Raw genomic sequence first — 21,580 nt, 5'->3', positions numbered from 1 at the left:
AAATGTCCATAAATTAATATTTTTATTTAATATTTTAAGCATACTAATCACCTACAGTCTACTTATTTTTTATTATCATGATACCCATTCCAAAAGCCTAAGCGGCTGCTTTCCAACCAACAAAGACAATACCAGCAATTACAATAGTTTAAGCACCATTTGTATCATACATTTTATCTGAATCAAGTAAGTCATACTTAGCTTCAATATGTGTTTAAAGAATTGAACTTCTCCATAAAATTTTCCTCCAATATCTAAAATATTTTAGTTTACATTTGTTGTTAATTAATGAAAAATAGTAAAATAATCATCCAGAAGATATTTCCAGTATCAATATCTTTTTTATAAATCAAATCCATCAAAATATTTCCTGCAATTAAGAAAATAAATAAAAAAGTCACAAGTTTTAATATCTTAGGAGATAAATCAATTATTGACGAATTCATAATAAAAGCTCCGTCCACTATTATTTTATGTAAGCCTAACCTTGCATTTTTTAAAATTTAAAATAATTAAAGCACACATAAATACTTCGCTCTTTTTTTCTGAATATTCAGATTTTTATACAAGTTTAACATCTCTTGGTAAGAATTACAATGCTTAAAGAGTTTAATTGGTAATTTAATATAAAGTTTTCTGGTTTCAATGTCGATTCAGTTTCTCAAACAGGACGCGCTACATTAGGGGTTCGTTTGATGAGAATGGAAGAGGATGCAAAAGTTGTGACGATGGCGGTTGTAGAGCCGGAGCCAGATGAAATCGTTGAAGAAGTTGAAGGTGTAGAAACAACAGTTGTTGAAACTGAAACAATTGAAACAGATACAACGACGGAAGAATAAATAAAAAGAACATTTCAGCGGAATGCTGAGATGTTCTTTTTTGCATAGTTTGTATATTTAAAAAAAACATAATATCGTTTTGCTTTGTTTTGAAAAAAAGTATGATTATAATAAGAGTAATAAGAAGTGAGAGGTAAAATGATGACACAAGAAAAATTATTACTATCTAAAACTTTTTCAAAGCAATTAAATATTGGAACGGCATTATCTAACTTTATTGAAAATATACTGGAAATATTTGGAGGAAAAACGACTGTTTATGAACGTAGACCGATTACTTTTTCAGAGTATCTTTATGTTGAGATGATCACTTTCTCAAATGGTTTTCAGATCAGAACGAGTCTAAAGAGAAATCCGGAAACATTCGAAATAGAAGCATTTGCATACTCTGAACCGAATCATGTTTATTTATCAAATTTAACTTCAGAGGAATTGAATTTAATGTATTTACTCGTAAAAAAAGAAAGAGAAAAAATTTTAAATCAAAAATATTCAGAAGTAGATCAACGAGAATTGGATATAATGACCTCTTTACTGATGAATTTGAAAGTAATTACAGGTGAAATAATCTAGTTGAAAGTGGTCGAGGCAAAAGCGTTAACTCCAAGTAATAAGCTGTTTTTGTCTCGCCAATGATTCTCTTTACTTTTCAAATTTTCTACCCATTAACGTACAGCGCCCAACAGCTGTTAGTTCCCCAGCGTCATTAAATACGTTGCCCTCCCAAACTTGAATTGCTTGTCCGACACGATTTGCTGTCGCAATCACTGTTAAGGTTCCATTTGGGACACTTTTTAGATGATTGATTTGAAGATCTACTCCAACTGCATAAGAATTCTCATCCAGTTGTTCATTAGCGCCTAAACTGCAAGCTGTTTCAATCAAAACCCCATTCATTCCTCCATGTAAAACGCCATAAGGTTGTTTATGAAAATCTTCAATGTTCATTTTTAGAATAACTTTTTCTTTAGATAGTTCAGTTGTTTCGATTTTTAAATAATCTAATAAATGCACGAAAATCAATCCTCTCATTTTTCTAGGAAAATTATTGTTGAATCGATTCTAGAAAATCAATTACTTTATCCAGTGCTAAATCATGATAACTTAAAGAATCAAAGTAGAATACTTTTTCTTTGGGGTAATCTTTTAGTTCAAACTGTTTTTGCAAGCCTGGAACGCAAATAATGGCATCTGCTTCCTGAGCGATCACGTCAATATCTGCTATTGAATCGTCTAGAACAGCGATCCAGTGACTATTTCTTTTTTCCAACGATTGATTCAACTTTGTTACTAGTTTATTTTGTTTAAACGTACCTAGGATATTTCCGTCTGGTAACGTACTTTTTCCAAACATTGGTGTACTTTGATAAACTACGATTGCTGTGCTCATAAAATCTCTCCTTTGTGATTAATCATGAGGTTCTTAATAATAATAGTAACTAAGTTTTTAAAAGTTCACAAGAAAATTCATATGATTTAGTAAATTTGTACTTCGAGTGAGTTTATGTTTTGTACTTTTGTAGTATAATTTATTTTTATAAATTTAAGTAGAAAGTAGAGGTTCATTTATGGGGTGTCTTGGAAATATTATTTGGTTTATTTTTGGCGGTTTCGCTGGTGGTTTAGCTTGGCTTTTAGCTGGAGTTCTTTGGTGTATTACGATTGTTGGAATCCCAATTGGGTTACAGTGTTTCAAGCTTGCAGGATTGAGTTTTTGGCCGTTTGGTAAAAGAGTTGTTTATAGCACAAGTACGAGTTCGTTTTTAGTGAATATTCTTTGGCTGGTTCTCAGCGGATTTTGGTTAGCGGTAGGACATTGTATCAGTGGAATTCTTTTATGTGTGACGATCATTGGAATTCCGTTTGGTATGCAGTCATTTAAATTAGCTAAGCTAGCGTTGATGCCGTTTGGTGCACAGATTGTGTCTACAAATAGTACTTATATGGAATAATATAAAAAAATAGAATGATATAAAGACCAAAAAAACGTAATTGTTTTTTTTTGGTCTTTTATTTGTCTCTTGACATCGATAAAAAATATTGTTATATTTTCACGTGGATAAAACGTAATAATTACGTTTTAGGTTATGCGAATCGGAAAGGAGCGGTCAGATGAACGATTAAATTCATCACAATAATGCATTTTTTTGCAGTAGATCATAAATAAAGTGATTGGGGAGATTAAGGATGAAAAAGAAGTTAACACTTATTATTACAGGTTTATTTTTACTAACGGTTATTTTAACTGCTTGTACTAAACCAAAAACTGAAATAAAGAATAAAGACAAAAAAAAGCTGACAATTGTCACTTCTTTTTATCCAATGTATGAATTTACAAGAAATATTGTCGGAGATAGTGGAGATGTCACTTCAATGGTACCTGCTGGAACTGAAGCGCATGATTATGAACCTTCTGCAAAAGATATCGCTAACTTACAAGACGCAGATGCTTTTGTTTACAATAGTGAATATATGGAAACATGGGTTCCTAAGATGGAGAAATCACTAAAGAATGTGACCAGTATCAAAGCAAGTGAAGGAATGGTTCTTTTACCTGGGGGTAAAGATCATGACCATTCTGCTGAGAAAAATCACGACGGGCATTCTCATGACTATGATCCTCATTTATGGTTGAGTCCTTTTCGAGCAATCAAAGAAGTTGAGACGATCAGAGATGGATTGATTAAACAGTTTCCAGAACAAAAAAAGATATTTACAAAAAATGCGGCGGCTTACATCAAACAATTAACAGAGCTTGATTCGTTATACAAATCAAAGTTGCTGAATGCCAAACAAAAGAATTTTATTACTCAACATACGGCTTTTTCTTATCTGGCTTTAGATTATAACTTAAAACAAGTACCGATCGCAGGGATTTCTCCAGATCAAGAACCAAAACCTTCACGAATTGCAGAACTGAAAAAGTTAGTTGAAGAAACAGGAATCAACTATATCTATTTTGAAGAAAATGCAAATGACCGAGTAGCGAAAACCTTGGCAAACGAAGCAGGTGTTGAATTGCTTGTCTTAAATCCATTAGAAGGTCTTACCAAAGAGGATACGAAAGCCGGTAAAACGTATATCAGTGTAATGAAAGAGAATTTAGAGGCACTCATAAAATCAACGGACGTTACGCCTAAAAAAGAAGTAGCTGAGCCGACAGTAAACAAAACTATCTCAAATGGCTATTTTGATGATAAGGATGTTAAAGATCGTGACCTTTCTGATTATGCAGGTGAGTGGCAATCAGTATTCCCTTATTTGGAAGAGGGCACGTTTGACCAAGTGTTTGATTATAAAGAGAAATTAACGAAAAAAATGACTGCAGAAGAATACAAAGACTATTATCAAAAAGGCTATCAAACGGATGTGGATCGAATCGATATTAGTAAGGATAGTATGATATTTATAGTGGGTGATAAAAAATACTCATCTAAATATAAATATGTAGGAAAAGAAATCTTAACTTACAAAGCAGGAAATCGTGGGGTTCGCTTTTTGTTTGAAGCAACGGAAGATACGCCATATAAGTATGTTCAATTTTCAGATCATAGAATTGCGCCATCAAAAGCAGCACACTTCCATATCTATTTTGGCAACGAAAGTCAGCAAAAATTATTAGAGGAAATGGATAATTGGCCGACGTACTATCCTGTTGGTATGACTGGATTTGATATTGCACAAGAGATGTTAGCGCATTGATAGCGATGTAAATAGTTAAATTTACCTCATCCAAAATCGGCTAGTTGAGATTTTGGATGGGGGTATGTTTAGTTCTTTTTCTAATTATAACCATGGATATATGTGTTTTCAGTACATTGAGTAACATTTCATAACGTGGTTTCGTGGGATTTTTTGTTTTAAATTTAATTGCAAAGCGTTAAGAAAGAGCAGCGTATCAGTCTATTTAAAAGCCTTGATTTTTTAATTTCTTTTGTAACTCTTCTATTTTTTGTAGTAAATTTCCATTCAATTTCACCACTCTCTAAACCGTCTATCATTCTAAAATTTCTATATTTGTGTATAATAGAAACATTGAAAACAATCAGCTCCGCTTTTGAATTATCTAGCTTTACGGGCTAGCCTTTCGGTAAAAAGCACCTCAGTCAATATTTCTTATTTTCCTGTCGAGGTTGAATGAGCCTGCTCAGCTTTTAAAATTATAAGGAGGTTTCCTCATGAGAAACTGGACAACGATCAAAGAATACGAAGAAATTTTATTTGAACAAGAAGGCAAAGTCGCGAAAATCACCATCAATCGCCCTCAAGTACACAATGCCTTTACACCAAAAACTGTCATGGAAATGATCGATGCATTTAACATCAGCCGTGATAAACAAGATGTCGGCGTAATTATTTTAACTGGTGCAGGAGATAAAGCATTTTGTTCAGGCGGAGACCAAAAAGTTCGTGGACATGGCGGATATATAGGTGAGGATAGTGTTCCTCGTTTAAATGTACTAGATTTACAACGCTTGATTCGTGTGATTCCAAAACCTGTTATTGCAATGGTCAAAGGGTATTCGATCGGTGGCGGAAATGTACTTCAACTTGTTTGTGATCTTACAATTGCAGCGGATAACGCTAAATTTGGTCAAACTGGACCAAATGTCGGTAGTTTTGATGGAGGTTACGGTTCTGGCTACTTAGCTCGTGTGGTCGGTCATAAAAAAGCCAAAGAAGTTTGGTTCTTATGCAAACAATATTCAGCTGAAGAAGCGTTGGATATGGGTTGGATCAACACAGTTGTACCTTTAGCAGATGTTGAAGATGTTACAATGGAGTGGGCAGAAGAAATGTTGAAGAAAAGTCCGCTTGCTTTACGTATGATCAAAGCATCTCTAAATGCTGATACAGATGGATTGGCTGGAATTCAGCAATTAGCGGGAGACGCAACGTTGCTTTATTACACAATGGATGAAGCCAAAGAAGGACGCGATTCGTTTAAAGAAAAACGTGATCCTGATTTCGACCAATTCCCTAAATTTCCATAAAATAAAAGGGTGAAAAACATGAGTAGTTGGCTCCAAAAACAAGTAAATGAAAGACCTGATCATCCTGCTTTTTATTGGCAGGATGAAGTATGGTCATTTGCAGAGGTCGCTAAAGAAGTTAAGCAATGGACAGCATCGTTTTCGTTAAAGATATCGGCTAAAGAAAAACGAGTTGCTCTATTTAGCCGTAACTCAAAAGAAATGTATTTTTCGATTTTAGCTTTGTGGGAATTAGGTAAAGAGCTAGTTTTGTTAAATACACATTTAAGCTTACAGGAACTCCACTACCAATTGACCGATGCAAAGGTGAATCTGGTGGTGGTTTCTACTGAAAGTTTGCCATTTTTTACTGAGTTGAAGCAATTAACCCTAATTGAAATGATAGAGCCAGAAGGTACTAAAGTAGCATTAGCAACTGAAATAGACTCTATCTATCAACTTAATGCTATGGCTTCGATTATGTACACATCAGGTACGACAGGAAATCCTAAAGGCGTCGTACAGTGTTTCAGTAATCATTTGGCTAGTGCTTTGGCAACACAAGAAAATATGAAGATTACAGCGGAAGATTGCTGGCTGTGTCCAGTACCTTTATTTCATATTAGCGGGTTGTCGATCATCATTCGCCAATTAGTGTTGGGTTGCAGTTTCCGTTTATATAGTAAGTTTGACGCAAAATTAGTGACAAATGATCTAGCTGAAGGTCGGGGGACCGTGATATCCGTTGTGGCTGTTATGTTGCAAGAACTACTGGAAAACTATCCTAAGAAGGGCTATAGCCCAAATTTCAAAGCGATGTTACTTGGCGGCGGACCAATTTCTCCTAAAGCGTTGGAAAAATGTGAAAGCTATGGTATTCCTGTGATCCAATCATATGGAATGACCGAAACCTGCTCTCAAGTCGTGGCATTAAGCTTTGAAGATGCGGCGAATAAAATTGGTTCTGCGGGTAAACCATTGATGGGGATAGCAATCAAAATCGTTGATGGACAAGCAAAACGAGTGCCCCCAAATGAAGTTGGAGAGATTCTATTAAAAGGAAAGAATATCGTTCGTACATATTTAAATGGCGAACAATGGCAAACGGTAAAATGGACAGCAGATGGCTGGTTTAAAACAGGTGATATGGGGTATCTAGATGATGAAGGATATCTGTATTTAGTCAGCCGTTTAAGTGAGTTGATCATTTCAGGCGGCGAAAATATTTATCCTACAGAAATCGAGCACATACTCCAAGAGTTTCCTGGGGTAAAAGAAGTTGCTGTAGTTGGTGAAGCCGACGCAAAATGGGGTGCTGTTCCTGTGGCTTACATTGTCGGAGAATCAACGATCACAACCGAAACAATAAATACCTTTGCTAAAAACTATTTAGCAAAATATAAACTGCCTAAACGGATCTACCTGTGCCATTCACTACCTAGAACCGCTAGCGGGAAATTAGCGAAACATCGCTTAACAACAAGAGAAAGGGAGGCTTTTTTAAGCAAATGAGCATTCCTAAAGAATTAGAACAAGCTTATGAAAATGGTTATCGTCAATTTAGCTGGGTCAAAGAAATAAATGAAAATACAGATTCTTTGCGTACTTCTTTTGAGAAGGGACAAAAAGCTTTTAAAGGTGAACGTTTTTATTGGCAAACACCTGACAATAATTTTACGCTAGTCGGTTTCGGCAAAGAAAAAGAATTAGCGCATGATCAAGCTTCATTTGAACAAGTAGATACATTTATTTTAGGAGAAAAAGATAAAATTTATCAAAACCATTCTATTCCTGGAACAGGTGCTATTTTATTTGGAGGATTTGCTTTTGATAGCAAATATTCTGAACAAAATGACTGGGGAATTATGGAACAAGGATTGTTTTATTTGCCGACCTTTTTATTGACAGAAACCGCTGGAAAACAGTATCTTACGCTGAATTTCAGTGCAGAAAATAAAGAAATAGTACAGCAAAAGTGGTTGGAGCTCACATCACAATTTGCTAAAGTAATGGCTACTCAGCTGATTGAAAAAAAAGAAACTGTGCAAATAAAAGCGGAAGAAATCGCCGTTTCAGAATGGATGACGGTCGTTGACGAAACTGTAGCAAAACTACGAGAAGCAGGACCTTTAGAGAAAGTTGTGTTGGCAAGACGGATGGAAGTGAAAAGCGATCGTCCATTTCAAGCAGATATCATTTTAAAGAATCTTCAACAACAGCAAACCAATACGTACTTTTTTGTGTTTGAAGCGGATGAACATGTCTTTATCGGTGCTACGCCGGAACGTTTATTAAAAGCTTCTAAAAAGACTTTTTCAACGGCAAGCATCGCTGGTTCTGTTTCACGTGGAACAACGGAGACGGAAGATGATGCGCTGGGTAACTATTTATTAAATGATATGAAGAATAAACAAGAGCACAAAATTGTTGTCGATAGAATCATCAAAGAATTAGAAAAGATGACAGGAACTTCCATAGAGACTCAGAAACCAGAATTATTAAAGAATCGCGATATTCAGCATTTACATTTACCGATTGAAGGCCAACGTCAAAAAGCGTATCGATTCTTGAAAGGAATTCAGCAATTACATCCAACACCCGCATTAGGCGGAGAACCAAAGGAACTCGCTTTGGCATGGCTTAAAGAGCATGAACAGTTAGATCGAGGATTGTATGGCGCGCCAATCGGCTGGGTCGCTATCAAAGAAGATGTAGGGGAATTTGCGGTGGGGATTCGTTCGGCTGTATTTTCTGAGAAAATCGGCTACTTATATGCTGGATGTGGTATTGTGAAAAATTCTCAAGCAGAGCAAGAAAGAATTGAGACAAAAATTAAATTTCAACCGATGTTAAGAGGAGTAGGTGGGGACGATCATGACAAATCAAAGTGAAATGACAAATTATTTACAAGCCTTTGTTGAAGGGATGATCAGCAGTGGAGTAGAGCAAGCTGTGATAAGTCCTGGTTCTCGTTCCACACCATTAGCATTATTGTTACATCGACAAGCACAAATAGAGACATTCATTGAAGTAGATGAACGCTCGGCAGCTTTTTTTGCTTTAGGATTGAGTAAAGCAAGTACTAAGCCGGTTGTTTTATTATGTACATCAGGAACAGCCGCAGCAAATTACTATCCAGCGATTTGTGAAGCTAACGCTAGTCATATTCCATTGATTATTTTGACAACGGATCGGCCCCACGAATTACGGCAAGTTGGTGCGCCTCAAGCGATGGATCAGTTTCATTTGTTCCAAAATCATGTAAAGGAATTTATAGAAATGGCGATTCCAGAAGGAACGAAGGTGATGCTGGATTATGCCTATTGGCAAGGAATGCGTGCAACAGATACCGCTTGCCAAATACCCAAAGGTCCAGTTCATTTGAATTTCCCATTGCGAGAGCCGTTATTACCTGATTTAAATCAATCATTGGTCACTGAAAAAACAACCGAAATCTTCGCGGGTAAAAAGCAGTTGTCAGAGGAACAACTAGCAGAGTGTGTCGATGTATGGCAAGGGAAAAAAGGTGTTTTAGTTGTTGGTGGAAGCCACACACCAGAAGAAGCCAAAATATTTATTGAATTAGCAGAAATGTTAAATTGGCCGATTCTTAGTGATCCCTTGGCAAATATCACTTCGGGTAGTAAAGAGAGTCCTTTGATTATGAGTTATGCTGACTTATTTATCCAAGAAGTTGAAATGATCCAATATCCAGAAGTGGTGATACGATTTGGAATGTTGCCAATTTCAAAAAATACGATGCTCTGGCTACAATCTCTTAATGAGACAACAACGATCTACTTCGTTGATGAAACGGGTGAGTGGCAAGATCAATTAAAACAAACACAGGTTGCTATCCAGGCAGAAGAACAAACTTTTGCTAAGGAAATTACTGGTAAAATTAAAACAAGAACCGCAGATTCATGGCGTAATCAATGGATCGACTGGCAGGAAAAAACAGAACAACAATTAACTGAACTTAGCGAAATGAAGACACTAAATGAAACCTCTGCAAGTATTCTAGTGCATAAAAAAATGACGAAAAATGGTCAATTGTTTGTTTCAAACAGCAATGCGATTCGCTTTTTAGACCGATTTTCAACGCCTAAAGGCAATCATTATCATTTATTTGGTAATCGAGGAATCAATGGAATCGATGGCATTATCTCAACTGCCTTGGGAATGTGTGCGACAAACCCAGACCGTCAAAATGTATTGTTAATCGGTGATTTGGCTATGTATCATGATATGAATGGCTTATTGCTGGCCAAACGATATAATTTGCCATTAACGATTGTTTTATTAAATAATAATGGTGGCGGCATTTTTTCTTTTCTTTCACAACGCCAATTGAAAGTAGAGGATTTTGAACCGATTTTTGGTACACCGATCGATTTAGATTTTTCTTTAGTTGCTCAATTATATGGCGCTGAATACGTAAAAGCAGAGACCTTAGAACAATTAGAGCTGTTGCTGGAAGCCACACAAAAGCAACCTAAGTTCCAACTGATTGAAGTTGTAGGTGACCGTCAGGAAAATGTGTTGTTATATGAAAAAGTCATTGATGGACTGAAAAAAAAGCTAGGGAAAAAATAAATGAAAACAAATATAAATGGTGTAATGTATTATTATGAATGGTTATCTGGCTATGAGTCAAATAGACCAACATTGGTTTGTTTTCATGGCTTTACTGGAACAAGCCAAACGTTTGCTCCAGTTTTTCAAAAAGAAAGTGATAGAAATATTTTAGTGATTGATTTAATTGGTCATGGTCAAACGGATTGTTATGTTCATCCCTATCGATATCAGATGGATTGCTTGTGTCAGGACATTGCGTTATTGACCGAAAAATTAGGGATACTTTCATTTTCTTTATTAGGCTATTCAATGGGCGCTAGAGTAGCTTTAGGATTTACATGCCTATTTCCTCAAAAGATTCATCAACTGGTCTTAGAGAGTGGTTCTCCTGGTTTACAGAGGATGTCGGAGCGAATGATGCGCAAACGCTCTGATGAACAGCTAGCTGGGTTTATCATGAGTCACCCTATGGAAGCTTTCGTTGATAAATGGGAAAAACTGTCCCTTTTTGATAGCCAAAAACGACTATCCTCGAAAATTCAGGAAACACTTCGTCAAGAACGATTATCTCAACAAGCATTTGGGTTGGCCTGTAGTTTATGGTATATGGGTACAGGAGTTCAGCCTGATTTTTGGCAAGAGTTGGACAAAATAAAAAGTCCTACATTGTTGATAGTGGGGGAATTAGACCTTAAATTTCAGCACATAGCCCAAAGTATGAAGGAAAAGCAACCTGATATGTCTATTGAAGTCGTAAGTGATGCTGGTCATTGTGTTCATTTGGAGAAACCAGAAATAGTTGGAGAAGTTGTCTATACGTTTTTATCTAGCTCCTCGGAAAAAAGATAAACTACAATTGAGGCAAAAAGCCCCTCGATTATGTCTTCCTATTTTTCTGTCAGAGCTGAACGAGCCCGCTACACTTTTAAAAGGAGGAAACCATATTGAAAATTCACCGCATTGATCGTTATCGTGTTCGGCTACCTTTACGGATTCCTTTTGAAACAAGTTATGGTCGCTTAACAGAGAAAGCATTTGATCTTTTGTTAGTGACAGATGAATTAGGTAATCAGGGGATAGGTGAATTGGTCCCTTTTGAACAGCCAGATTACATAGAAGAAACGATTGATACTGCACGAATTATTATAGAAAAGCATTTGATTCCTTTAATAAAAGACGTAGAGATTCATCATCCTAAAGAAGTATCACTTCTCTTCAATGAGGTTAAAGGCAACCAAATGGCAAAATCCAGCCTTGAGACAGCAATCTGGGATTTATATGCTAAACGTAACGGAGAAAGTCTAAAAACGTATTTCAATGGAACGAGAGCTCAAATTCCAGTTGGCGTCAGTGTGGGTATTCAGACTGATTTAACTAAATTAACGGATCAAATTACTGAATATGTTGCTCTTGGATACCAAAGAGTTAAATTGAAAATACGACCAGGCTATGATTTGAAACCAATCGAAGTGATTCGGAAAAAATTTCCTAATCTTACAATGATGGTAGATGCTAATTCTGCCTATACCATTAAAGATATAGCGCACTTAAAACAATTAGACACTTACAATTTAGCAATGATCGAACAGCCCTTTGCGGCGAATGATTTTTTGGATCATGCACAATTGCAAAAAGAATTAAAAACAGATATTTGTTTGGATGAGAATATTAGAACGCTTAAAGATTGCGAGTTGGCATTTTCTTTAGGGAGCTGTCGAAGTATCAATTTAAAGATTCCTAGAGTAGGTGGAATTACAGAAGCTATGAAAATAGTCGATTTTTGTAATGAAAAAAAGTTACTTGTTTGGCTAGGTGGTATGTTTGAATCTGGCGTGGGAAGAGCGTTGAATTTACAGTTTGCTTCTCAAAAAATCTTTACTTTTCCTGGAGATATTTCAGCTTCTGATCGTTATTACTATGAAGATATTTTGACTGAGCCTATTGAAATTCAAAAAGGTAAAATCAGTGTGCCTGATGGCTTGGGAATTGGTGTTTCTTTATCCATAGAAACGTTATTAAAATATGGTATTTATGATACGATATTTACTAAATAAAAAGAATCACAGGCTAATTTCTGATCTTAGCCTGTGATTCTTATTTATAATAACTTGTTATTTTTCCTTTAAAGTTTTCTCAATTTGTAATCGTTGCACTTTCATCGTAGCTGTACGAGGAATTTCGTCCCAATCCATAATAATCGGTTTGTTTAGATGAGGTAAGTCAGTTACTTGTTCCCACCAAGCATCCCAATCCATACCTTGTTTTGGATCAACTGCAAGAATTGGTTGAGGAGAATTATCTTTTGCTCTAACGATGATTACTTCTTGAAGAAAATCAAGAGCATCCAATAAATGATCCTCAATTGCCAAATTACTATCGATTTTTTCAATCAAATCAACTTGACGATCTTTCAGGAATAAATGACCATTTTCATTCATAAAGCCATAATCCCCGCTATCCCACCAAGGACCAAAGACTGTTTCTTGGAATCGATCATCTTCTTTATAGTATGTTAAGGCGCGTCCTTTAGATAAAAATTGAATATGTCCATCTGTCATAGCAGGTAAAACATTGCCATCTTTATCTGCGATTCGTGCTTCCGTTAACCCTTCTAAACCAACACCCATATCACGAGCATCCGATGTTTTTAGAGACTCTAAAGTATGAGCTTTTAAGATCATTGGGCCACATTCACTTTGACCGTAGACTTGAAGGAAAATTGGGTCATTTTTTTCTGAAGCTTTTAAGAAACGGCCCATTGTCGCATTATTGATCGCGTCAAACGTAGAATGGTAATAGCGTACGCTAGCGAAAGCCTCAGGCTGTCTTTTTGCAAGAGAAGTCCATTGAACAAAATTGTTTGGATGTGTTTCAAGCGCAATCGGTTGGTACTTTATAAGCATTTTCGAAACAGAATCACTATTTGAAATCGATAATGGCATCATCGGAAAACCCATCGCCATTAAGGAAGAAATCCCAATATTAAAGCGAGAATGAACCGGTGAAATATGGAATCCAACAAGTTTTTTCTCGGCAATCTTTGTAAAAATCGTTTTTTGCCATTTTGTACGCCAGCCCATTGAATTAGCAGAGTGGCAAATCAATTTGGGAATGCCGGTTGTGCCAGAGGTATGCGTCATATAAGCAATAGTATCCTTAGGTAATTCTACTTGTGGGACTTCTTTAGCTTGAGCCTGTAAAAGTTTTGCTATTGAAATTTGTTTTTCTGGAGAGCTATTTTTCACCTTAGCTACTTTAGCGGCAGTTTCATCATCAAATAAGATAAATGGATTTTCCAAACGATCAACAAAAACTTCAATCGTTTCAGCAGGAAAATGGTAAGAAATCATCGCAGGAACAGCGCCCAAATAAGAAGCAGCGACTGCCAACAAATACGTATCGAATTTTGAGCTTTTGAATATAATGATTTTGTCTTCCGCTTTAACACCTAAACTAGCCAATTGATAGGCACGATTTAAAATCGCTTCATGACTTAATTGATAGGTATAATTAGTTCCAATTTCAGGAAAAGCTGGTAAAGCCTCATCATGAATGATGGCAGTTTCTGGATTCTTAAGTGCAGCATCCAGATAATTCGTGTATAAGTTGAGCGGTTGGTATTCTAACAATTGATTCAATGTAACAGCATCCTTTCAAACTCTTTAAAGTATTTGTGTAATATCGAACAAAGACAGTATACCATGAAAAATAAATAACCTAAATAAATAGCAAAAAAATGAAAAGAATAAATTTATACGTATATTAAAGTAAGACAGAGAGAAAAGTGATTGATTAAAAAGATGAACAAAATTTGTGAAGAATGCTTGATTTTATCAGCTTTTAGCTGTATAATGAAACCTTGTGAGTAGTCTAATATTTTTTAGATAACTCTCCTTGCTCTTAGCAATCTAAGAGCCTAAGTCCATAGGGAGGTGAAAATCAATGAGTCAAGCTACGAATTACGAAATTATGTACATTATTAGTCCGAACATTGATGAAGAAGCAAAAACTGCTTTAGTGGAACGTTTCGACACAATCTTGAAAGATAACGGAGCAGAAGTTATCGAATCAAAAGATTGGGAAAAACGCCGCTTAGCATATGAAATGAACGGATTCCGTGAAGGCATCTATCATATCGTTAAAGTATCTTCTCCATCAACTGCAGGTGCAATCAATGAATTTGATCGTCTTGCTAAAATCAATGACAGTATTATCCGTCACATGATTATAAAGGAAGAAGTATAATCCAAATGTTTCACGTGAAACATTGGAATGACGAAAGGAGATGTTTAAATGATTAACAACGTTGTATTAGTTGGAAGACTAACAAAAGATCCAGATTTACGATATACATCTAGTGGTTCAGCGGTTGCGACATTTACTTTAGCAGTAAACCGTAACTTTACGAATGCAAATGGAAATCGTGAAGCAGATTTTATTAATTGTGTGATTTGGCGTAAGCCTGCTGAAACAATGGCAAACTATGCACGTAAAGGTACTTTGTTAGGTGTCGTTGGACGTATCCAATCGAGATCGTATGAAAATCAACAAGGTCAACGTGTTTATGTTACAGAAGTTGTATGTGATAATTTCCAATTGTTAGAGTCTCGTTCTGCTTCAGAGCAAAGACAAACACAAGAAGGATCAGGATCAACATATAATACTGGTGCTAACAACAGTGGCGGTGGAAGCTTCCAACCAAAACCAACACAAAATAATGATTTCTCTGGACAAAACAATTTTAATCAATCATCCTCTCAGTCTAACAATAACGGTATGCCTGATTTTGATAGAGACTCTGATCCATTTGGTGGAACAGGTTCTACTATTGACATTTCAGATGATGATTTACCATTCTAAACGAATTTGATAGGAGGGAATAAGAATGGCACAACAAAGAAGAGGCGGACGTAAACGTCGTAAAGTCGATTATATCGCTGCTAACCATATTGAATATATTGATTATAAAGATATCGAATTATTAAAAAAATTCATTTCTGAACGTGGAAAAATTTTGCCACGTCGTGTAACAGGTACTGGTGCTAAGAATCAACGCAAATTAACAATTGCAATCAAACGCGCACGTATCATGGGCTTATTACCATTTGTTGGTGAAGAGCAATAATATAGAATTTACTTAGAGATCAAAGAACTAGTTCTTTGATCTCTTTTTATATATATAAACGAAATTATTATTGAATAATATAAAAAAGAAGTAGAAGAAGTGTCTTGTTATAGTCAGTGATGAAATTCCATAAATTCTTTCTTGAATGTTTCACGTGAAACATTTTGTGATTCGCAGAATTTCTTTTTTTATGCTAAAATAACCTTATCTGCAGAACAATGGAGGAGTCTTTATAATGAAAAAAAATGGAATGAAACGGATTTTGGGTTCTGTATTCGTTCTCTTTTTATTAGAAGTAATGCTATTTTTCTTCATATCTAATAAATATATATTTATAGCTGGATTACTGATACTCAATATTGTATTGATAAATCGAATAGTTTACCTAATCAAAAAAATTGAGATATCTAATACAGAAAAAATTAGAGAAGCAAGTACGATTGCAGAAAAGTCATTGGATTATGCCTTTAATGAAGTGTCTGTTGGGATTATAAATTATGATCCTGATACAAAAGAAGCTAAGTGGTTAAATCCTTTCGCAGAAGCAATTTTTCATAAAGATGGTCAAACACTTATTAGTCCAGAATTAATACAAACATATGTAACACTGGCAGAAAAGGATAAAGATATATTTAAAGTTGGGGATCACGTTTATCGTTTCAATGTTGATACAAAACAGAATACAATCACCTTTAAAGATATTACGGAAGAAAGCAATCTGTATCATGAAAAATTAGAAATGCAGACAGCTATTGGAATTGTTTCCGTTGATAATTATGATGATATTACGGATAGTATGGACGAAAAAGAGATATCTTACTTAAATAGTTTTATCACCACAATGGTTTCTGATTGGATGGATGAATATCAAGTTTTTTATAAAAGATTGAATGCAGAGCGTTATTTTTTCATTGCTCAGTTAGAAGATGTAAAAAAAATGATGGATTCTAAATTTCAAATTTTAGATAAGATCAGAAAAGAATCTAGTACAAGAGAGATAGCGATTACATTAAGTATGGGGATTTCTTATGGTGGAGAAACGTTGAGCCAGACGGGTAATACGGCACAAACAAACTTAGATACTGCTTTAGTTAGAGGCGGTGATCAAGTCGTTGTAAAAGAAGCGAAAGATAATGCAAAACCTATTTTTTATGGTGGTAGAACAGCATCTGTCGCAAAAAGAACGCGCGTTCGCTCTCGTGCAATGAGCACTGCAATTCAAGGTATTTTTTCTGAGTCCTCAGATGTTTATATCATGGGCCATCGCTTTCCTGATATGGATGCAATAGGTTCGGCATTTGGCATGGCAAGGTTAGCTAAATTTCATAGTAAAGAAGCTTGGGTTGTGTTAGAGAAAAATGAAAGTATTCCGGATGTTGAAAGAGTGATGTCTGAGCTGGAAAAATATCCTGAACTAGCAAAACAAATCATCACACCAAAAGAAGCAATGAAAAAGAAAACCGATAGTAGTTTATTGATCATGGTAGATTACCATAAACCCTCACTTTCGATTTCACAAGAATTATATGAACAATTTGATAAAGTCGTGATCGTTGATCATCATCGTCGCGGTGATGAGTTTCCTGTTAAACCATTACTTTCATACATCGAGTCATCCGCCTCATCTGCTTCAGAATTGGTGACAGAATTGATTGAGTATCAAAGTAATGCGCAAAAACAGTTGGACAAACTGGAGGCAACCTTACTGCTTGCAGGAATCGTTGTTGATACAAAAAGTTTTAGTGTTCGGACTACGGCACGCACGTTTGATGTGGCTAGCTATTTAAGAACTTGTGGTGCAGATTCATCTTTAGTACAATACTTATTGAGCTCAGATTTAACTAGTTATTTAGAAATGAACAGCTTGATTGCCCAAAGTGAATATGTTACGCCAGATACGGTTATCGTGACTGGCAGTGAAGAGAAAGAATATGATAGTGTAACAGCTGCTAAAACAGCGGATACATTATTATCAATGGTCGGAATCAATGCGGCGTTTGTCATAACAAAACGGATCGATAAGCAAATTGGTATCAGTGCACGCAGTAACGGGTCAATAAATGTCCAGTTAATCATGGAAAATTTAGGCGGAGGTGGTCATTTTACCAATGCTGCGGTACAATTATCTAATGTAACAGTAGCTGAGGTAAAAGAGCAGCTGCTAAAAGTGATCCATCAAAATATAGATGTGATGTATGATTCAGATTCACTAGGCTAGTACCTTTTAAGATTGTCGCAAAAAGTATTGCCTTCATATTTTAGTTGGAGCTGATCATTAATTACTATACGAGGAGGAGTAATACGCATGAAAGTTATTTTTTTACAAGACGTCAAAGGTAAAGGAAAAAAAGGGGAAGTAAAAGAAGTACCAAACGGATACGGACAAAACTTTCTAATCAAAAATGGATATGCTAAAGAAGCAAATAAAGGAAGTATCAGTGCCCTTGCTGGACAAAAAAAGGCCCAAGATAAGCATGAAGCCGAAATTTTAGCAGAAGCGAAAAAAATGCAAGAGTTCCTAGAAAAAGAAGATACAGTTGTAGAGCTTAAAGCGAAGGCTGGTGAGGATGGGCGCCTATTTGGAGCTATTCCTTCAAAACAAATCGCAGAAGCCTTAAACAAGCAATATAAGGTCAAATTAGACAAGCGTAAGCTAGAACTATCACAACCAATTCGTTCATTAGGGTTTACAAAAGTTCCAGTGAAATTACATCATGACGTAACGGCAACTATCAAAGTTCAAGTAATAGAAGAATAATTAATAAAAACAGAGGTTACCCTCTGTTCAGACTGTAGATAAAAAGGAGTTGGCAATCAAGCCAGCTCCTTTTTACTATCCTTTGTGTAAATTTGAAACAAAAAGCCATTGGCTTTTCTGCTTTCCATAGCCATGTGGCTAGCTTCTTTAAATTCATGGCAGCAAACGTAAGCATCGTGTGCGTGGTGACTTTTTCAAGTCCTCGATATTTCGACCAACGCATGCCATGCTTTTCTTTTGCATCCGCAAATATTCGTTCAATGGTTTGTTTTTTTCTTTTTGTAGATTTCTCTATTCAGCGCCGTATGGCGTTGGTGCTCAAGCTCGTCCATAAGATCAGCCCAAACATGTCGAGTTACAACTTTTTGATGTGTTGCGCTCAATGTAAAGTTTTCAAGTAATGGGCAACTCATACATAATTTTGGATTTGATTTATATGTCCGGTAGCCATCACGAGTGACTGTTGAAAATAACAACGGTTGATTATTGGGGCATAAGTAACAATCAAAATAGTCATCATAGACAAAATATTTTTTACGAAACATCCCTTTCACACCATGAGGTGCAGTATATGGAAGAATTGGATAAAGTTTCAAGTGTGTCAGAAAATGAACAAATTTCAAATTTTTATATCCTGCATCAGCGACAACACGCTTTATAATTGGAAAAGCTCTTTTTGACTGTTTAACCAGATTAATTGCGACTTGAGTGTCATGCACATTTCCTGGTGTGACTAGTATAGCTAAAATAAACCCGTTCTCATTACCAGGAAGTATGTGCAGAATAAGCAAATGGATTTCTACCTTCAACAGATTGTTTTTTCATCATTAGAATCACTCCCGAAATAGTTTATATAATTAGTATAAAAAAAACTGCAAACAACACTCCAAATTTAGGAGTTTATCTACAGTCTGACAATTTATTCATAAATTGTCTTCTATCCTGTTTTTTTAATGAATAGATTAATTACTTAGTTGTTACTTCTATTTCAGTCTGCGCTATTTTCGCAGTCACATGTTCATCAATACGTAGGAAAGGAAGGTAAATAAATACACTTACTACAATGATAATGATTTGTAAAACTGCAGCACGCCAATCGCCTCCAGTTGCCAAAAATCCAGAAATGATTGGTGGTGTAGTCCAAGGAATTTGAACGACTACATGGTCAATGAAACCTGCGGATGTTGCAAAATAGGCAGTTACTAATGAAAAGATTGGAGCTAGAACAAAAGGAATGATCAGACTTAGATTAAATACGATCGGTAATCCGAAGATAATCGGCTCACTGATATTAAATAGCGCAGGTGTAACAGACAGTTTGGCAAAATCCTTGTAATCTTTTCGACGGCTAAAAATAAAAATAGCAATTAATAAAGCAATCGTATTTCCAGAGCCACCCATTACAGCGAATGTATCTTTAAAGGCCATATTGATGATGTGCGGGATTTCTTCATGATTTGCATAAGCCGCCATATTTTCCTGCATATTTTGTAATAAGAATGGATCAAGTAATGAGCCGGAAATGACTGCTTGATGGATACCAAATCCAAAAAATAAATTTGCGATAGAAGTGATTAGTACAAAACCGGGAAGACCTGTGGTTATATGGCTTAAGGGCCCGATGATCGCTTTTGTAATTAATCCATTAACGTCCATATTAAACAATTGATTTATAGCAAAGGATAGAATTGCAAACGCTGTAACGGTAATCATGATCGGAATCAAAACATTAAATGATTTCAATACAGCTGGAGGGATGTTTCCAGATAATTTGATTTGTAATTTTTCATTTGTTGATAATTTGATAAATAATTCAGTGGCCAATAGTCCAACAAAGATACCAACGAACATACCGGAAGCGCCAACATAGGAGCCTGGAATCACATCAGTAACTTCGATTGCTTTTTCTACATTTTCAGGTGTAAACATTGTTTTCATTGGCGTTAATACCATAAAAGTTGAGATTGAAACTAAAACAGCTGCAATATGATTGGTATAATTTCTGCTGACACACATATGATAAGAAACTGCAGCGACAACTAATAGCGTGGTAATACTCAAAGTTCCATTGGCAATAGACATTCCGATTTCTTGAATTTTCATCAATGTTACGGGATTGACGATTTTTCCCATAAAACCAGTAGGTTCTAAGATAACGTAGTTAATTAATGTTACAAATCCAGCTAACATCATAAAAGGCATGAATGTTGCAAATGCATCACGTAAGGTACGCATGTGGATTTGATTACCTAATTTTGTAGCAATTAGACCGAAGCGGTCAAATACCTGGTCTTTCTTATTCGTTTTCTCCACGATAGATTCTCCTTTTAGTTTATATTTTTGTAAGCACTTACCTTGTCTACATAATAAAACGAAATCGATATAAAGTAAACAACTTTTTTTAAAAATATATACTTTTTTTGAGTTCGTAAAAAAAAGAACTGAATAAATCAGCCCTTTTATCAGTTTTCTACGAATACAGCTTCAAAAATAAAGTCTTGATATAGATGTTTCGTAATAGAGTATTCAAAAGGTGTTCCGTTTGATAAGGAGACGCTTTTTTCAATTTCAATCAAAAAATCACCTGTGCTTATACCTAGTATTTTTGCATCAAATGCCGTAGAGAGTACTCCTTTTAAGAAAACATGAGAGGTATTAATCTCTAAATGTAGTTCTTCACGAATATAGGAATAAACAGAATTCTTTAAGTGTTTTGGTTCTAAACCTGGAATGATCGAAAGTGGCATGAATGTTTGCTCAAGTGAGTAAGGCTTTTGATCGACAAAACGGCTACGCACTATATGATAAATATACTCTTTCTCGTTAATCTGTAATTTTTCGGCTATTTTTTTAGAAGGTAATTCAATGGAAAAGGTATGAATTTCTGACTCTACATGATCTTCTCCAATAACTTTCATGAATCCTTCATTAGGACCAAATACTTTAGAATTATTGATTGGCTTACGTATGACCTCAGTACCAAATCCGCTTCGGCTATGTAAAACACCTTCAGAAACCAACATATCTAACCCTTTTTTTACTGTCAATTTACTCGTATGATAATGTTTAGCCAATTCAGGACCAGTGGGTAGCTTTTCACCAATGGGGTAGGTACCATTTTCAACTTTTTTCTTTACATCAAGATAAACTTCCATATATTTCGCATTCTTCCTCATTTTTACCTCCTTGAAATAGGTATTAAAGATATAATTAATTATATACTTTTAGCGCATTTAAGCAACACTTTCTATTTAAAAAACTAATCACAATAAAAAGATATATACTTTTGTTTATAAAACTATTTTAT

Annotated in this window: 20 protein-coding genes and 2 pseudogenes; 15 read left to right on the top strand and 7 right to left on the bottom strand. The window is 35.5% G+C overall.

Features of this window, described 5'->3' with window-relative positions:
- Positions 1–281: 281 nt before the first annotated feature.
- Complete coding sequence (locus BCR21_RS17050) at positions 282–446, bottom strand: hypothetical protein (RefSeq protein ID WP_167351791.1); 165 nt, start codon at positions 444–446, stop codon at positions 282–284.
- 195 nt (positions 447–641) lie between these two features.
- On the opposite strand from BCR21_RS17050, the pseudogene BCR21_RS16710 reads away from it, so the two are divergent.
- Both BCR21_RS16710 and BCR21_RS13940 read left to right on the top strand, forming a co-directional pair.
- Positions 642–839 (top strand): annotated as a pseudogene (locus BCR21_RS16710) (DNA gyrase C-terminal beta-propeller domain-containing protein); the annotation flags it as partial.
- Positions 840–980: 141 nt separating this feature from the next.
- Positions 981–1,412, top strand: coding sequence for a hypothetical protein (locus tag BCR21_RS13940; RefSeq protein ID WP_069647067.1), 432 nt, complete (start codon positions 981–983; stop codon positions 1,410–1,412).
- Between the two features lie 69 nt (positions 1,413–1,481).
- Here the strand turns inward: BCR21_RS13940 and BCR21_RS13935 are convergent, their stop codons facing one another.
- Both BCR21_RS13935 and BCR21_RS13930 read right to left on the bottom strand, forming a co-directional pair.
- Positions 1,482–1,853 (bottom strand): PaaI family thioesterase, encoded by a 372-nt coding sequence (locus BCR21_RS13935; protein ID WP_069647066.1) that lies wholly within the window; start codon positions 1,851–1,853, stop codon positions 1,482–1,484.
- A 31-nt stretch (positions 1,854–1,884) separates the two neighbouring features.
- Positions 1,885–2,229: a hypothetical protein gene (locus BCR21_RS13930; RefSeq protein ID WP_069647065.1), complete on the bottom strand. Its 345-nt coding sequence runs from the start codon at positions 2,227–2,229 to the stop codon at positions 1,885–1,887.
- A gap of 178 nt (positions 2,230–2,407) precedes the next feature.
- Here BCR21_RS13930 and BCR21_RS13925 point away from each other — a divergent pair, with 178 nt between their 5' ends.
- The 8 genes from BCR21_RS13925 to menC all read left to right on the top strand — a co-directional run bounded on the left by BCR21_RS13925 (position 2,408) and on the right by menC (position 12,444).
- Positions 2,408–2,791 carry a YccF domain-containing protein gene (locus tag BCR21_RS13925; protein WP_069647064.1) on the top strand — a complete coding sequence of 128 codons (384 nt, stop codon included), beginning with the start codon at positions 2,408–2,410 and terminating at the stop codon, positions 2,789–2,791.
- 235 nt (positions 2,792–3,026) lie between these two features.
- A complete protein-coding gene (locus BCR21_RS13920; RefSeq protein WP_069647063.1) occupies positions 3,027–4,541 on the top strand; it encodes a zinc ABC transporter substrate-binding protein AdcA in 1,515 nt (504 codons plus the stop codon).
- A 476-nt stretch (positions 4,542–5,017) separates the two neighbouring features.
- Entirely contained in the window at positions 5,018–5,833 is an 816-nt protein-coding gene (gene menB, locus BCR21_RS13915; RefSeq protein WP_069647062.1) for a 1,4-dihydroxy-2-naphthoyl-CoA synthase, read from the top strand.
- An 18-nt stretch (positions 5,834–5,851) separates the two neighbouring features.
- Entirely contained in the window at positions 5,852–7,324 is a 1,473-nt protein-coding gene (locus tag BCR21_RS13910) for an o-succinylbenzoate--CoA ligase (RefSeq protein ID WP_069647061.1), read from the top strand.
- Positions 7,321–8,703: an isochorismate synthase gene (locus BCR21_RS13905; RefSeq protein WP_069647060.1), complete on the top strand. Its 1,383-nt coding sequence runs from the start codon at positions 7,321–7,323 to the stop codon at positions 8,701–8,703. The genes BCR21_RS13910 and BCR21_RS13905 overlap by 4 nt, the downstream gene beginning before the upstream one ends.
- Positions 8,687–10,408: a 2-succinyl-5-enolpyruvyl-6-hydroxy-3-cyclohexene-1-carboxylic-acid synthase gene (gene menD / locus BCR21_RS13900; protein ID WP_069647059.1), complete on the top strand. Its 1,722-nt coding sequence runs from the start codon at positions 8,687–8,689 to the stop codon at positions 10,406–10,408. The genes BCR21_RS13905 and menD overlap by 17 nt, the downstream gene beginning before the upstream one ends.
- Positions 10,409–11,239: a 2-succinyl-6-hydroxy-2,4-cyclohexadiene-1-carboxylate synthase gene (menH, locus tag BCR21_RS13895; RefSeq protein WP_069647058.1), complete on the top strand. Its 831-nt coding sequence runs from the start codon at positions 10,409–10,411 to the stop codon at positions 11,237–11,239.
- A gap of 95 nt (positions 11,240–11,334) precedes the next feature.
- Positions 11,335–12,444, top strand: coding sequence for an o-succinylbenzoate synthase (gene menC, locus BCR21_RS13890; RefSeq protein ID WP_069647057.1), 1,110 nt, complete (start codon positions 11,335–11,337; stop codon positions 12,442–12,444).
- Positions 12,445–12,501: 57 nt separating this feature from the next.
- Here the strand turns inward: menC and BCR21_RS13885 are convergent, their stop codons facing one another.
- Positions 12,502–14,028, bottom strand: a complete 1,527-nt coding sequence (locus BCR21_RS13885; protein ID WP_069647056.1) for an AMP-binding protein — start codon at positions 14,026–14,028, stop codon at positions 12,502–12,504.
- Between the two features lie 304 nt (positions 14,029–14,332).
- Here BCR21_RS13885 and rpsF point away from each other — a divergent pair, with 304 nt between their 5' ends.
- The 5 genes from rpsF (at position 14,333) to rplI (ending at position 18,273) form a co-directional block, all read left to right on the top strand.
- On the top strand, positions 14,333–14,635 hold the full coding sequence (gene rpsF, locus BCR21_RS13880; RefSeq protein WP_025870563.1) for a 30S ribosomal protein S6: 303 nt from the start codon (positions 14,333–14,335) through the stop codon (positions 14,633–14,635).
- 48 nt (positions 14,636–14,683) lie between these two features.
- Entirely contained in the window at positions 14,684–15,250 is a 567-nt protein-coding gene (ssb, locus tag BCR21_RS13875) for a single-stranded DNA-binding protein (protein ID WP_069647055.1), read from the top strand.
- A gap of 25 nt (positions 15,251–15,275) precedes the next feature.
- On the top strand, positions 15,276–15,515 hold the full coding sequence (gene rpsR / locus BCR21_RS13870) for a 30S ribosomal protein S18 (RefSeq protein ID WP_010762117.1): 240 nt from the start codon (positions 15,276–15,278) through the stop codon (positions 15,513–15,515).
- A 235-nt stretch (positions 15,516–15,750) separates the two neighbouring features.
- Positions 15,751–17,733 carry a DHH family phosphoesterase gene (locus tag BCR21_RS13865; protein ID WP_069647054.1) on the top strand — a complete coding sequence of 661 codons (1,983 nt, stop codon included), beginning with the start codon at positions 15,751–15,753 and terminating at the stop codon, positions 17,731–17,733.
- 87 nt (positions 17,734–17,820) lie between these two features.
- Positions 17,821–18,273, top strand: coding sequence for a 50S ribosomal protein L9 (rplI, locus tag BCR21_RS13860; protein ID WP_069647053.1), 453 nt, complete (start codon positions 17,821–17,823; stop codon positions 18,271–18,273).
- A 27-nt stretch (positions 18,274–18,300) separates the two neighbouring features.
- Here rplI and BCR21_RS13855 read toward each other — a convergent pair.
- The 3 genes and pseudogenes from BCR21_RS13855 to BCR21_RS13845 all read right to left on the bottom strand — a co-directional run.
- Positions 18,301–19,080: pseudogene (locus BCR21_RS13855) on the bottom strand (transposase); the annotation flags it as partial.
- A gap of 159 nt (positions 19,081–19,239) precedes the next feature.
- A complete protein-coding gene (locus BCR21_RS13850; protein WP_069647052.1) occupies positions 19,240–20,586 on the bottom strand; it encodes a PTS sugar transporter subunit IIC in 1,347 nt (448 codons plus the stop codon).
- A gap of 149 nt (positions 20,587–20,735) precedes the next feature.
- A complete protein-coding gene (locus BCR21_RS13845) occupies positions 20,736–21,449 on the bottom strand; it encodes a GntR family transcriptional regulator (RefSeq protein ID WP_069647051.1) in 714 nt (237 codons plus the stop codon).
- Between the last annotated feature and the right edge of the window lie 131 nt (positions 21,450–21,580).

This window comes from Enterococcus ureasiticus, assembly GCF_001730285.1.
GTDB classification, from domain to species: Bacteria; Bacillota; Bacilli; order Lactobacillales; family Enterococcaceae; genus Enterococcus_L; species Enterococcus_L ureasiticus.
The sequence above is the reverse complement of the archived record's forward strand: the minus strand, read 5'-3'. Positions and strand labels throughout refer to the sequence as shown.

Bases quoted from the DNA above. Each gene is read 5' to 3' on its own strand.
- BCR21_RS17050 (WP_167351791.1), bottom strand. From the start codon at position 446: ATGAATTCGTCAATAATTGATTTATCTCCTAAGATATTAAAACTTGTG.
- BCR21_RS13940 (WP_069647067.1), top strand. From the start codon at position 981: ATGACACAAGAAAAATTATTACTATCTAAAACTTTTTCAAAGCAATTA.
- BCR21_RS13930 (WP_069647065.1), bottom strand. From the start codon at position 2,229: ATGAGCACAGCAATCGTAGTTTATCAAAGTACACCAATGTTTGGAAAA.
- BCR21_RS13925 (WP_069647064.1), top strand. From the start codon at position 2,408: ATGGGGTGTCTTGGAAATATTATTTGGTTTATTTTTGGCGGTTTCGCT.
- BCR21_RS13920 (WP_069647063.1), top strand. From the start codon at position 3,027: ATGAAAAAGAAGTTAACACTTATTATTACAGGTTTATTTTTACTAACG.
- menB (WP_069647062.1), top strand. From the start codon at position 5,018: ATGAGAAACTGGACAACGATCAAAGAATACGAAGAAATTTTATTTGAA.
- BCR21_RS13910 (WP_069647061.1), top strand. From the start codon at position 5,852: ATGAGTAGTTGGCTCCAAAAACAAGTAAATGAAAGACCTGATCATCCT.
- BCR21_RS13905 (WP_069647060.1), top strand. From the start codon at position 7,321: ATGAGCATTCCTAAAGAATTAGAACAAGCTTATGAAAATGGTTATCGT.
- menD (WP_069647059.1), top strand. From the start codon at position 8,687: ATGACAAATCAAAGTGAAATGACAAATTATTTACAAGCCTTTGTTGAA.
- menH (WP_069647058.1), top strand. From the start codon at position 10,409: ATGAAAACAAATATAAATGGTGTAATGTATTATTATGAATGGTTATCT.
- rpsF (WP_025870563.1), top strand. From the start codon at position 14,333: ATGAGTCAAGCTACGAATTACGAAATTATGTACATTATTAGTCCGAAC.
- ssb (WP_069647055.1), top strand. From the start codon at position 14,684: ATGATTAACAACGTTGTATTAGTTGGAAGACTAACAAAAGATCCAGAT.
- rpsR (WP_010762117.1), top strand. From the start codon at position 15,276: ATGGCACAACAAAGAAGAGGCGGACGTAAACGTCGTAAAGTCGATTAT.
- BCR21_RS13865 (WP_069647054.1), top strand. From the start codon at position 15,751: ATGAAAAAAAATGGAATGAAACGGATTTTGGGTTCTGTATTCGTTCTC.
- rplI (WP_069647053.1), top strand. From the start codon at position 17,821: ATGAAAGTTATTTTTTTACAAGACGTCAAAGGTAAAGGAAAAAAAGGG.
- BCR21_RS13845 (WP_069647051.1), bottom strand. From the start codon at position 21,449: ATGAGGAAGAATGCGAAATATATGGAAGTTTATCTTGATGTAAAGAAA.